This is a genomic window from Flavobacterium flavipallidum (assembly GCF_038289905.1).
In the GTDB taxonomy this organism is placed as follows: Bacteria; Bacteroidota; Bacteroidia; order Flavobacteriales; family Flavobacteriaceae; genus Flavobacterium; species Flavobacterium flavipallidum.
Map to the genome: position 1 here is coordinate 22833 of NZ_JBBYHU010000017.1, position 11977 is coordinate 34809.

At 31.2% G+C, this 11977-nt stretch carries 12 protein-coding genes; 3 read left to right on the top strand and 9 right to left on the bottom strand.

The genetic code is table 11. From position 1 onward, the window contains the following. Window positions 1–38: 38 nt before the first annotated feature. Window positions 39–1817: an arginine--tRNA ligase gene (gene argS / locus AAEO59_RS09550; RefSeq protein ID WP_341700510.1), complete on the top strand. Its 1779-nt coding sequence runs from the start codon at window positions 39–41 to the stop codon at window positions 1815–1817. Window positions 1818–1900: 83 nt separating this feature from the next. Here the strand turns inward: argS and AAEO59_RS09555 are convergent, their stop codons facing one another. The 8 genes from AAEO59_RS09555 to AAEO59_RS09590 all read right to left on the bottom strand — a co-directional run bounded on the left by AAEO59_RS09555 (window position 1901) and on the right by AAEO59_RS09590 (window position 8830). Next, entirely contained in the window at window positions 1901–2383 is a 483-nt protein-coding gene (locus AAEO59_RS09555) for a YceI family protein (RefSeq protein ID WP_341700511.1), read from the bottom strand. A 68-nt stretch (window positions 2384–2451) separates the two neighbouring features. Beyond that, a complete protein-coding gene (locus AAEO59_RS09560; protein WP_341700512.1) occupies window positions 2452–2886 on the bottom strand; it encodes a cytochrome c in 435 nt (144 codons plus the stop codon). 14 nt (window positions 2887–2900) lie between these two features. Continuing rightward, window positions 2901–3758 (bottom strand): DUF5777 family beta-barrel protein, encoded by an 858-nt coding sequence (locus AAEO59_RS09565; protein ID WP_341700513.1) that lies wholly within the window; start codon window positions 3756–3758, stop codon window positions 2901–2903. 81 nt (window positions 3759–3839) lie between these two features. Next, the gene (locus AAEO59_RS09570; protein WP_341700514.1) at window positions 3840–4223 is read right to left on the bottom strand and encodes an OB-fold protein; all 384 of its coding nucleotides are present in this window, start codon (window positions 4221–4223) and stop codon (window positions 3840–3842) included. A gap of 48 nt (window positions 4224–4271) precedes the next feature. Then, window positions 4272–4694 carry a QcrA and Rieske domain-containing protein gene (locus AAEO59_RS09575; protein WP_341700515.1) on the bottom strand — a complete coding sequence of 141 codons (423 nt, stop codon included), beginning with the start codon at window positions 4692–4694 and terminating at the stop codon, window positions 4272–4274. Window positions 4695–4822: 128 nt separating this feature from the next. Next, window positions 4823–7357, bottom strand: a complete 2535-nt coding sequence (locus tag AAEO59_RS09580) for a TonB-dependent receptor (RefSeq protein ID WP_341700516.1) — start codon at window positions 7355–7357, stop codon at window positions 4823–4825. Beyond that, entirely contained in the window at window positions 7358–8257 is a 900-nt protein-coding gene (locus AAEO59_RS09585; RefSeq protein ID WP_341700517.1) for a FecR family protein, read from the bottom strand. A 57-nt stretch (window positions 8258–8314) separates the two neighbouring features. Next, on the bottom strand, window positions 8315–8830 hold the full coding sequence (locus AAEO59_RS09590) for an RNA polymerase sigma factor (protein WP_341700518.1): 516 nt from the start codon (window positions 8828–8830) through the stop codon (window positions 8315–8317). Window positions 8831–9038: 208 nt separating this feature from the next. Between AAEO59_RS09590 and AAEO59_RS09595 the strand changes: the two genes are divergently transcribed. Both AAEO59_RS09595 and AAEO59_RS09600 read left to right on the top strand, forming a co-directional pair. Then, complete coding sequence (locus AAEO59_RS09595) at window positions 9039–10079, top strand: hypothetical protein (RefSeq protein ID WP_341700519.1); 1041 nt, start codon at window positions 9039–9041, stop codon at window positions 10077–10079. 35 nt (window positions 10080–10114) lie between these two features. Further along, complete coding sequence (locus AAEO59_RS09600; protein WP_341700520.1) at window positions 10115–10843, top strand: hypothetical protein; 729 nt, start codon at window positions 10115–10117, stop codon at window positions 10841–10843. A gap of 136 nt (window positions 10844–10979) precedes the next feature. On the opposite strand, the gene AAEO59_RS09605 is transcribed toward AAEO59_RS09600, so the two are convergent. Next, on the bottom strand, window positions 10980–11885 hold the full coding sequence (locus tag AAEO59_RS09605; protein ID WP_341700521.1) for a DUF6607 family protein: 906 nt from the start codon (window positions 11883–11885) through the stop codon (window positions 10980–10982). Window positions 11886–11977 lie beyond the last annotated feature (92 nt).

Consider the following 11977-nt stretch of genomic DNA (forward strand, 5'->3'; position numbering starts at 1 on the left):
ATGATTATCTTTGCGCACTTTATAAATTCAAAGACAAAATGACATTATCACAAACACTTACGCCATCAATTCAAAAAGCCATTCTGGATTTATTTGAAGTTACCATCGATAAAATTGAATTTCAGGCTACACGTAAGGAATTTGAAGGCGATATTACTATGGTAATTTTTCCTTTGTTGAAAATCATTAAAAGCAATCCGGTTGAATTAGGGAATAAAATTGGAAACTATTTAGTAGAAAATGTAGCTGAGGTAGCCAAATTTAATGTAGTTTCTGGATTTTTAAATATTGTGATTTCAGATGCTCATTATTTGAATTTCTTCAACTCAATTAAAGATAATGCAAAATATGGTTTTGTAACTCCGTCTCCGGAAGATAAAGCGGTGATGGTAGAGTATTCTTCACCAAATACTAATAAACCTTTGCATTTAGGTCACGTTCGTAATAATTTATTAGGTTATTCGGTAGCTGAAATTATTAAAGCTTCGGGTAAAAAAGTATATAAAACCCAAATTATCAACGACAGAGGAATTCATATTTGTAAGTCGATGTTGGCCTGGCAGAAATTTGGTAAAGATCAATCTCCGGAATCTACAGGATTGAAAGGCGATAAGTTGGTAGGGAATTTCTACGTGGCTTTTGATAAGGCTTATAAAGAAGAAATCAACCAATTAATGGCTGAAGGAAAAACAGAAGAAGAAGCGAAAAAGCAAGCGCCCATTATTTTGGAAGCTCAGGATATGCTTCGCAAATGGGAAGCTGGAGATGAAGAAGTGGTTGCACTTTGGAAAACCATGAATCAATGGGTGTATGATGGTTTTGCAGTAACCTATAAAAATTTAGGGGTTGATTTTGATAGTTATTACTACGAAAGCAATACCTATTTGTTAGGAAAAGATGTGGTTCAAATTGGCTTGGAAAAAGGAATTTTTGAAAAAGATCCTGATGGTTCGGTTTGGATTGATTTAACTGCAGAAGGTTTGGATCGTAAAATTGTATTGCGTTCTGACGGAACTGCGGTTTATATGACTCAGGATATTGGAACTGCGATTCAACGTGTAAAAGATATGCCGGATGTAGGCGGAATGGTGTACACAGTAGGGAATGAGCAAGATTACCACTTTAAAGTGTTGTTCTTAATCCTTAAAAAATTAGGTTTTGACTGGGCTGATAATTTATATCACCTGTCTTACGGAATGGTTGATTTGCCTTCCGGAAAAATGAAATCCCGTGAAGGAACTGTAGTTGATGCCGATGATTTGATGCAGGATATGCAGAATACGGCGCAACAAATTTCGGAAGAGTTAGGGAAATTAGACGGTTATTCAGAAGAAGAAAAGGCTAAGTTGTTTAAAACCATCGGGATGGGAGCTTTGAAATATTATATTTTGAAAGTAGATCCTAAAAAACGTATTCTTTTTAATCCTGAAGAGTCAGTTGATTTTGCCGGAAATACAGGTCCTTTTATTCAATATACTTATGCAAGAATTCAGTCTATCATTAGAAAAGCAGATTTTGATTTTTCTAATGGGGCTCAAGTAGATTCTTTACACGAAAAGGAAAAAGAATTAATCAAACAATTAGAATTGTTTCCAGAAGTAATTCAAAATGCGGCTCAAAATCACAGTCCGGCATTGATTGCTAATTATACTTATGATTTAGTACGTGAATACAATTCGTTTTATCAGGCAGTGCCTATTTTAGGGGAAGCCGATTTAGAAATTAAGAAATTCCGTGTGCAGTTATCTAAACGTGTGGCAGATACTATTGCTGATGCTTTTAGTTTGTTAGGTATCAATGTTCCTGAGAGAATGTAATCAAATTGAAATAAATAAATATCAAAAGAGGCAGTCTAAAAATTACTTTTCGGATAGCCTCTTTGTTTTTTTTAAGGAAAAAATTATTGTGGTTCTAAGATAAAATTGATGATGATATTTACATTTTTTGCAATTTTATCTTTAACTAAATTTGGGATTTCAATGTTGTAATCCTGCGGATGAATATCAAAGTTTGATGTAGCGGTAATTTTTCCTGAATTCAAAACCAGATTTATTTTGGTGTTGATTTTTTTGGTTACACCATGAATCGTTAAATCACCCTGTAAGTCATAAGTTGATTTTGTTGTTGATAATTTTTTGGCATCAAAATTTTGAATTTTTCCTTTGAAAGTTGCTTTGGGAAAAGTGTTGGATTCCATATAATTTTCATTAAAGTGTTCTTCCATTAGCGGAGCTTTAAATTTGAAAGATTTTATTAAAACCAAAGCAACAAAATCTCCGGTTGATTCGTCCAGAATAGAGGAGGTACTATTATTAGTGGCTTTGATTTCTTCGAAACTGGGCATGGATGCTTCAAAAGTAATTTTTCCGGTACGGGTGATCATTTTTTGGGAAAAACAATAGTTTCCGATAAGGAAAAGCAGAAATATAAGACTGGTTTTTTTCATTTTGATTATTGTATATAACCTTGGGTTTTCCAAAGTAAGATTAAGTCAATATTAATTTGAGACATTTTTCCGCTTCGAGGCATGACTTTACATCCTTGAGCCTGAATTGAGCAAAGCAGACTTCCTCCACTTGTTGCATTTTTTACTTGTGTATAAGTGGTCAAAGCTGGAGATTCTCCGCCACTAAAATGACAGCTTACACAGTTGTTAGTGATAATTGGTTTTACATCTGTTGTATAGGTTACATTAGAAGTGGTTGTACTACCACTAGTTGATCCCGAAGTTCTTCCGGAACTACTTCCGCTAGTACTGCCAGTTGAACCTGAATTATCTTGTGTTGTCGCAGCAGGATCTTGTTCAATATCCTGATAAGTGTTTGAATCGCAAGAATAAAGTATTATTAAAATAGTTACGATTATTAATAGAATGATTTTTTTCATTTTAATTTATTTTTTTAAAAAACACGGTACATATTAAATCCAAAGAAGATTCCTTTGCTGCCATTTCCGGTTGAATTATTAAAAACAGTAACATCGTTCATAGCCTGGCTATTGGAGAATACCAATTGAAAAATGTGTCCTCCGGTTTCGATGTCTAATCCCAGAGTTATTGGATTTTGATACGGATTATCTTCTTTAGCATTGAGTCGTGTATCATATTCTAAATTCAGACTTAATCTTTTTGATAATTTATAGCGTCCGCCAAAACCTAATAACATTAAATTAGCATTTTCGGAAATGTCGTTATAAAGGTTTTTATGTGTAAAAATAGGCGCGATTTCCAGAGATAATGATTCTGACATTTTTCTAGAAATCAGTAATTGAGCTGAGTAAGCCAAACGATTGGAGAATTTTAAGGAAGGATAATCATCTTTACTTAATTCAGTGTTTACATCAAAAGTATTGTAGCCTACGATTGTAACCGGAAATCCGCCTTCAAGTTGATTGGCTAATCGGTATTTTAGAGCGGTTTCATAATTCTTTTGAAAAGTATGACGGGATAAACCTACCGATAGCCAGTTTGCAATTCCATAGATTCCTCCAATTTTAGTATTGGCAATGTCCAAACCAAAAAAGTTCTGAAGTCCTTCGGTTAAATCGCCAAATCGATGTGAAATTAATATGTAAAATTCACCTTTGGCTGGTAATTTTGTCGATTGGAGATTAGCAATTTGCAAGGCTTTGAAAGTAGCGGTTACGGCTTCTTTTTTTACAGGTTTTGTATCTAACTGTTCCAATAAATCGTCTTGGGCCATTGCAGTTTGTAAACTGAATAGAAAAAGAGTGCAAATAATTATTTTATGGATTTTCATATAAGTGAAATTTATTTTTTAGCAGTTATAGTTGCTTTTTTTTTGTGTGCAAATTTGTTATCGCTGGCGATTTCATTTTGATTATTTAGAAATAAAACATTGGTCTAATTTCAATTCTCCTAACAAATCATCATAACCTACCACACGACCTTTGATGACTACAGTTTGATTTTTTTTGATTTGAGAATCGGGATTTTTCAAAACACAAATGATTGAGTGATCCAGAGTTACTAATGAATCCTGGAGTTTTGTTATGGTTCCGGTTATGGCAACCGCTTTTTCTAAATATTTTTTATTCGAATTGTCAAGATTGGCTGTGAATTCAGAAGCAATATCAGAAGATGAGACACAGTAGCTGGCTGTTTCTGATTTTAGGTCTCTGGAACCGCCATGCATAACATAATAATAACTGCTAAGTCCAACAAAACTTATAGCTAATAGTGGGATGATAAGTGTTTTTTTCATAGATGTGGAATTTATTTCAGGTCTTGATTAATAAATAAAAAGCGATTTTTATGAATAAACACGCAAGGTATTCCCTGTAAGCGAAACATTGTATTGTTTTAGATTTGTTGAAGCCGGACCATCTATGCGCGTTCCGGTACTACTGAAATTTGATCCGTGGTTTGGGCAATGAAAAGTATTTGAAGAACCTACATAGTTTACGGTAGTTCCTTCATGAGTACAGGCGGCAGAAACGGCTAAAAATGTAGTGGAGTTTTCTCGAGCTATAATAATACCGTTTTTTACTAAATAACCTTTGTCGGTAGCGAGAGCACCAGAGGATATATCTAATGTGAAATCGACTCCTGTTGGAGCAGAGGGTACACTGCCGTCTTCACTACTACAGCTAATGGCTAAACCAGAAATACAAGCTGGTACTAATAAAGAGGCAGCTCCAAAACCCACTCTTGCAAAAAATTCTTTTCTGTTCATAATTGATTTATTTAGAGATTCAATTATAGAACAGTTATGTGTTTTCTTACCCTACTTGCTTTTTTTGTTTTTAAGAAAAAAATAAGAAGTATTGTTTTTAAGTTGTTGTAGATTAGTGTTTTGAGTTTTTAGAAGTTAATTCTGAAACTGACGTTAGGAGTTCTTTGTAATGAGAAAGTTTTAACTTCTTCAATTCCGTTCGTCAGATTACTTATTCTGTAATATTCACTAATTTCATTTTTTCTGTTTAATACATTCATTACTGAAAGACCAAGTTTGTATTGGATATTTTTAGCGCTTTCCCATTTGTAAGTGGTTGAAAAATTGACCTGAAAAAACGAGGGAAGCCTTTTATTATTTGGTGAATTGTATTCGATAACAGGATTATTTTGATCAGCGGTTTTGTTAATAGGAGTTGTTTCAGGTCTTCCTGTTGCCCACTTAGTACCTAAAGCAATTTTAAAATTGTTTTTTTCAAATATTGCAGCACCTGAAACCATATGACTTATCAGGAAATTGTTTGAAAAAGTAGCAGGGATAAAACTATCGAAATTATAATTGTTTTTATTGTAGGTATAACTTAACCAGACCAAAAAAGGGTTGATTTTTTTTTGAAGCAACATTTCGGTACCTATTACTTTGTAATTTCCTGTGATTTTTAGAAATTCTAATTGGTTTTGAAATCCTTGACTTGAGCTGGTTATACCATCGACTTTTTTGTAAAAATTCTCCAGGTTGATAAGCCAATTGTTTTTTTTGAATGAAAAATTCAAGGCAATTTGTTTGCTCTGTTGAATGGGTATTGTCGAATTATTAGATAAAACCCATCGTCTTTTTTCGATGCCTAAATAATCTTTTTGTAAATCAATAATCTGTTGGGTATTTTGACTTTTATACTCAGCTAATACTTCTAAATTGAAATGTTTAGATACACCATAATTAAATTGTAAGCGCGGTTCAACAATAAATTTGTTGAAATTTTCTATATAATTGAATCGTACTCCTGTGTTGAAACTAATCCTTGAAATAGAATCCTTGAATTTACTTTCGAGGATTGCAGCATGGGTTCTTAACACAGATTTACTTTTTCTGTAAAATTGAGGGCTATTGACTGTATCTAGGTTGGTTACGCCAATTTCATTGAATTGATATCCATCATTAACAGAGAATTTAGAACTCAAAAAATGATGGTTTTCAATTTTTAGAGCATTATCTAAAACATTATTTTTTTGAAATACAATCTGACTTCCTATTGACGTTTTTTTATTGGCTATAATCTCATAAGATGAAAACGAGGCATTAATAATGGTCTGGTTGTTTTTATTCCAATTGCGTTCAAATACTAAATTTCCGCCAAAATTTTCTTGTTCTAATTCATCGTTTTGAGACTGAAAGCTATTATTGACAGCAGCCTTTTGAAAAACATTTAAATTGTCATTTATTGAAATCAAATCCAATATAAGCGTGTTTTTACGACCCAATTTTTTGAATAATTTGAATGTTAAATCATAGAAATCAAATTTTTTGTCGCTGGAATAATTTACTTTTTGGTTTTGTGAAAAATCAGTAATACTGGTGTTTTGAAAAGCCTTGTCAAAGTATTTTGTATAGGTAGGCGTTTCAAGATAATCCGTAATTGATTTACGTCCGGCAATTTCTATATAAGCAGTTTTTGAGATTGCTTTTTTGAAGTAAAAATCGGCATTAATCATGTTGATTCCGGCACTGATTTCATTTTTTTTAAAATTTTCAGCTGTTGAAGATATAGCTACCACACTGGAAACACTTTCTCCATAAAAAGCAGAACTTCCATTTTTATAAATAGAAATGTTGTGTGGCAGATTAGGATTAAATGCCGAAATTAATCCAAAAAAATGTCCTGTTTGATACATTCGGATTCCGTTCCAAAGAAATAAATTTTGATCGTGTGTACCACCTCTGATATTAATGTTTGCAACACTTTCGTCATGGCTGTTTACACCAGGTATTTGTTGCATGGTTTGTAAAACATCGGCTTCTATTAATCCGGGAAGAATACTAAACTTTTTAGGTTTTATAATAAAGGAACCATCACTATTTTTTGTAATCCCGGTTGCTAAAACAGAATTGGTGATAATTTCCTGAAGGGTAGTTAATTCGGACTCCAGAACTATTTTAATACAGTCATTGTCTTTTATTTCGTTCTGATTTATTTTTTTTGTTGTAAATCCAATATGACTGATGGTGATTTCTGATTTTACAGCTTTTTTTATTTCAAAATAGCCTTCGGAATTTGACGTAATGTGTTTATTATCTGATGTTTTTATATTCGCATTTTCTATAGGTTTATTATCTATAGATGAGTAAATATAACCGCAGAGTGTAGTGGATTTTTTTTTGGTTTTTAAAGAGATATTAATGAATTTATTGTCAATATTTTCAAAGTAAAAATCGGTTTGTTTTTCCAGATAAATTAATTGTTGTTCCAAAGACAGAAATTCTTCAGGCGCAATTAAATGTGTTTCATTAATATTCACGCTGTAATTAAACGTTACATGATGCTGGTTTTCAATGGAGGTAATGATTTCTTTTAAGGCAATAGTTGGCTTTTTGTTTTGAGCTGAGATGCTTAAAACAGTCATAAAACAAGCAAATAAGAAATGCAATTGTTTATGTAACAGCATTTATTTCTCTTCAAAAATTATTGTAGTTGAATTTATTTTTCTTGCTTTTAAATTATAAGTTGTACTAATAATTCTTGTTGCAACTTCTAAATTATTTGAGGGTAATTTTCCTGTAAATAAAGAATTAGAAGTATTCGATTTTAATTGGATAGTAATGTCGTATTGTCTTTGAAGTTCATCTAAAATGTTTTGGATGTTTTCATTTTTAAATGCTATAATACCATCAATCCATTCCGGTTTTAAAGAGGTTGTTGTGGTATTTATTTGTTTGTTATTTTCAAAGGTTACGCTTTGACCATGTGTCAAAATAATTTGGCTGTTTTTATAATTTACTTTTACCCGTCCTTCGTAGCAGGTTACATCAAATTTGTTTTTTCTTGCTTTAACATCAAATTGTGTACCGAGTACAGTAACTTTTCCTAAGTTAGTCATTACTTCAAATCGACGTCCTTTAGCGACTTTAAAATAAGCTTCGCCATCAAGTTCTAATTTTCTGTGGCTTTTCCATTTCCATTTTTTGAATTCTATTTTTGAACCTGAATTCAAAACAACCTGAGAATCGTCTGGTAAATAAAAGCTTGTTTTTTGGGCATAATTCGCAACCTGGCTTTGCGGAATGAAATTTTGCATTGCAAAAGTTAATCCAATTCCCAGAATAAATATGGCCGCAATTCTTAAAATCCATTTTTTAGAAATTGAAAATACCTTTGGAGTTTCCTTTTCATGTTGAAGAATATTGGAAAGCATTTTGTCTGTATCCAATTCTCCAACTTCAAGACGTGCTGAATATTTTTTGATTTTTTGATATTTATCAAAATCCGTACTGGCTTTAAATTCGGCTAATTCTTGAGCTGATAATTCGTTGTTGAGCCATTTGGCTAAAAGGTAATTCTTTTTCATAATATCATTTCTTGTTATATAAGAACAATTTTGTATTTGTTTACCCTACTTTTTTATTTATAAATCGATGTTTTCGCGCAATGATAGTAGTGCCAGATGAATTCTTTTTTCAACTGCTTTTACTGTAATTTCAAGTTCCTGAGCAATTTCACTGTATTTTTTTCCATCAATTCTATGCATTAAAAATGCTTGTCTTTGTTTTGGGTTTAGGTTTTCTATGGCTTTTATTAATTTTGCTTGAAACTCTTGCTCTTCCAATAGATATTCTGGACTTTCGTTAGTCTTATCTATTCCATTAAAATTTTTCTCATATTTTAGGACAACTTTTTGGTGAGCTAGTTCATTTATCGAACTGTTATTAGCTATAGTGTAAACAAATGATTTTGCTTTGTCGATGGGTACAGATGCACAATTTTGCCAAAGTTTAATGAAAGCATCTTGTGCTATATCCTGAGCCATTTCTTCGTTTCCATACTTGTAAAAAAGAAAATTTCTGAGTGCTTTAATATTTTTTTTAAAAAATGATGAAAAAATAATTTCGTCGCAAGTGTTTGATTTGTAATTATTTGTCATTTTTTATTTCGGTTTCTTCTGGTTTTATAAAAAAATATTCTAATTAAAAGTAGGGTTTGTTTAACATTAGATGTTTTATATACGAAGTAACATATTTTTTAATCTAGTTGTTATTAATTATAATATTTTTTTATTTTTTTTAAAAATTAATGGCTACAGTTTTAAATGTTCAAATAGTAAAAACTATTATTTTTGAAAAAAAAACACTATGTTGATTTTAAATAAAAATATTGTTAAATTGTTGGTTTTTAGTCTTTTAATACTTGTTTCTTGTCAGCAAGAAATAGAAGAACAAAAAACTAATACAGAAGTTTCAATTGCTAAAGATTCTCAGTTTTCTTCTTACTTACAAAGAGTAGTGATGGTGAAAACCGCTGAAGATGATGTAATCGATAAGTCGAGTTATTGTACGGTTAAATTTCCATACACAGTAACTGTTAATAATGAAATTATAGCAATTAATTCGGCTGATGATTATGCAAAGGTTGTTACTAACATTAACGCAAATACAAATGATGATGATATTGTCAAAATTAGTTTCCCAGTTACTATGATCTATTATGATTATGAAGAAGAATTAATTGAAAACCAGCAACAATATAATAGTTTATTAGCTTTTTGGAATTCATTGCCAGAATTATTAACTAAAATAAATTGTTTGAAAGTTAGTTATCCAATTGTTCTTAATGTTTATAATAGTTCGAATCAAAGTGCCAGTTCCGTTGTAATATCTAATGATGAAGCTTTTTATAATTTCATAAATAATTTAACGAGTAATAAACTTTTTGCGATTAATTATCCTATATCTGTTAAAGTTGATGACCATACAGAAAGTATTTATAATAATGAACAATTTGACGATGCTATTGAAGATGCTATTGAGTACTGTAGTTCAAACAACAATAATACATTTGATTTTATGGGAACAATTACATCTAATAGTTGGAAAGTTTCATATTTCTATGATGAGTCTGATAAAACGTCTCTTTATAAAGACTATCAATTTGTTTTTAAAAATGACTTTACTGTTAAAGCAGTAAAATCCTCAATAGTTTTAAATGGTACCTGGGAAACTAAATTGGACAATGGTGTTAGGGAATTTAAAATTCATTTTGATTCCAGTACTCCTTTTCATGAATTAGATGAAGGATGGAAACTTTTTGAATTTAATAATTCACAAATTAGATTTAGGGGAAATACAAGTGATGGTGGCTTAAAAACGGAATATTTGTATTTGACCAAAATATAATAAGTAGAAATAAATAACCTCAAATAATAAAAATCATGAAGAAAACAGCAATTTTGGCACTATTTGCTTTAACAACTTTATCGTGTACACAAGATAGTACGAGTGATGCTAATGTTACTTTAAAGGCTTCGGCCTTAGTAACTAATACAAATGTAACTGCTAAAACAACAGCTTCGGAGCCAGTAGTTGTACTTACCGATTTTAAAGTAAATATAGGTAGTATAAAATTTGAAACAGATGAAGAAGATATACGCCACAGTGAGGATCCTAGTCATGAAGATGTTAGGTTGAACGGACCATTTTTACTTGATTTACTAGATACTAATACTAGTTTATCGCAAGTAATTACGTCCTTGAATGTTCCCGAAGCTCAATATGAAGAAGTTAAATTTAAATTTACACCTAGTCTCGTTACTGGTGAAATGTTGGGAAAAAGTTTTTTGATTAAAGGGACTGTTAATGGTAAACAATTTATAATTTCTAGTAGTAGAGAGTCTCAAGTTGAGGTAGATTTTGAAGATGATAATCAGGATTTTACAGTTAGTACTACTGATTTAACGATAAATCTAAAAATGAGTTTAAATGGTATTATTACCAGAATTAAAAACTTAGCAGCACAAAATTTACTAATAGATACTGACAATGATGGTATAATTGAAATCACGACCAATTCTGATGATAATCATCATGATATAGGTGAAGAAATGAGGGATTTATTAGAGCATGAAACACATCTTGAGCATGAATCTCATAGAGAAGATTAATTAGAAAATAATATATATGATAAGAGACTATTCGTTAAGGATAGTCTTTTTTTTTAATCGAATAAATGTAAAAAGAGCCGATAACCTTAGTTACCGACTCTTTTCAAACAAACTAACACACAAATTCAACTAAAATTTATTTTAAGAAGCGATCAATTATAGCATCGCTTTCAGATTTTGGAGCATCTGGTTTTAATTTAAACAAATGAGAAAAAAGTGTTTTCTTGTCTACTTTCTCTTCTAGATTTAGATCTTTGTTTTGAGCAAAAACACTATCCCATTTACTCCTTACATTTTTCCAAAGAGCTTTGTTTTCTGTCCACCATTTTTGCGCAGCGATACATTTAGAATCGGCAACTTTAGTGTATACATCAAATCCTTTTTCCTGGGCTAAAACCACATCTTTCCCGTTATTGTCTCTAATAATTTTATCGTTATCCTGTTCGTGAATCCAACCTGTTGAAGTAATTTCATGGATGTTTCTTCTTTTTAAAACATTGTAATCATTACGTTTAGTATGCTCTCTTCTTGGTAATGGTGCATCAGCAGTATTTAGCCAATAGTCTTTTCCGTCAATATGAACCCAACTTGCAGTCCCTTCGTATCGCGGACTATCGTCTACTTGATATACCTTTTGAGTCCATTGTCCTGTTACGTCTTTTTTATTGAGTTTGCTGTATTTCCAGTTATTGTCTTTATAAAAGGAATATAAATCAGTGTTTTCGTAAAGCCAGTCTTGTCTCCAGTGTTTTATAATCATGTTTTCATCTGCAATTAATAAGTGTTGTAACATGATTTTATTGGGACTGTCTTCAACTAGTTCTATCCATTCTAATGCTTTTTCGTGTTTAGTTGCCGATGGTTTGTAGTTGGCTGAATCTTTGGCATATTGAAAGGTTTCGGTAAAATTAAATCTAACTTCATAACAACCGCACAATGATTTTATGGATGCAATATCTTGTTGTTTTTTGTTTTCCTGAGAGAATCCAAATGTAGTTGTAAGTGCAAGAACAGCAGTTAAGTAAGTTTTTTTTGTAGTCATAATTCAATTTGTTGTTTTAAAATTTTGAGCAAATGTATTAATATTTATTTAGAATAAATAAAAATAATTATATATTTGTCGAAATTATTAAG

What these genes read in the sequence shown, in the direction of transcription:
- argS (WP_341700510.1), top strand. Translation starts at nt 39, where the DNA reads ATGACATTATCACAAACACTTACGCCATCAATTCAAAAAGCCATTCTG.
- AAEO59_RS09555 (WP_341700511.1), bottom strand. Translation starts at nt 2,383, where the DNA reads ATGATCACCCGTACCGGAAAAATTACTTTTGAAGCATCCATGCCCAGT.
- AAEO59_RS09560 (WP_341700512.1), bottom strand. Translation starts at nt 2,886, where the DNA reads ATGAAAAAAATCATTCTATTAATAATCGTAACTATTTTAATAATACTT.
- AAEO59_RS09565 (WP_341700513.1), bottom strand. Translation starts at nt 3,758, where the DNA reads ATGAAAATCCATAAAATAATTATTTGCACTCTTTTTCTATTCAGTTTA.
- AAEO59_RS09570 (WP_341700514.1), bottom strand. Translation starts at nt 4,223, where the DNA reads ATGAAAAAAACACTTATCATCCCACTATTAGCTATAAGTTTTGTTGGA.
- AAEO59_RS09575 (WP_341700515.1), bottom strand. Translation starts at nt 4,694, where the DNA reads ATGAACAGAAAAGAATTTTTTGCAAGAGTGGGTTTTGGAGCTGCCTCT.
- AAEO59_RS09580 (WP_341700516.1), bottom strand. Translation starts at nt 7,357, where the DNA reads ATGCTGTTACATAAACAATTGCATTTCTTATTTGCTTGTTTTATGACT.
- AAEO59_RS09585 (WP_341700517.1), bottom strand. Translation starts at nt 8,257, where the DNA reads ATGAAAAAGAATTACCTTTTAGCCAAATGGCTCAACAACGAATTATCA.
- AAEO59_RS09590 (WP_341700518.1), bottom strand. Translation starts at nt 8,830, where the DNA reads ATGACAAATAATTACAAATCAAACACTTGCGACGAAATTATTTTTTCA.
- AAEO59_RS09595 (WP_341700519.1), top strand. Translation starts at nt 9,039, where the DNA reads ATGTTGATTTTAAATAAAAATATTGTTAAATTGTTGGTTTTTAGTCTT.
- AAEO59_RS09600 (WP_341700520.1), top strand. Translation starts at nt 10,115, where the DNA reads ATGAAGAAAACAGCAATTTTGGCACTATTTGCTTTAACAACTTTATCG.
- AAEO59_RS09605 (WP_341700521.1), bottom strand. Translation starts at nt 11,885, where the DNA reads ATGACTACAAAAAAAACTTACTTAACTGCTGTTCTTGCACTTACAACT.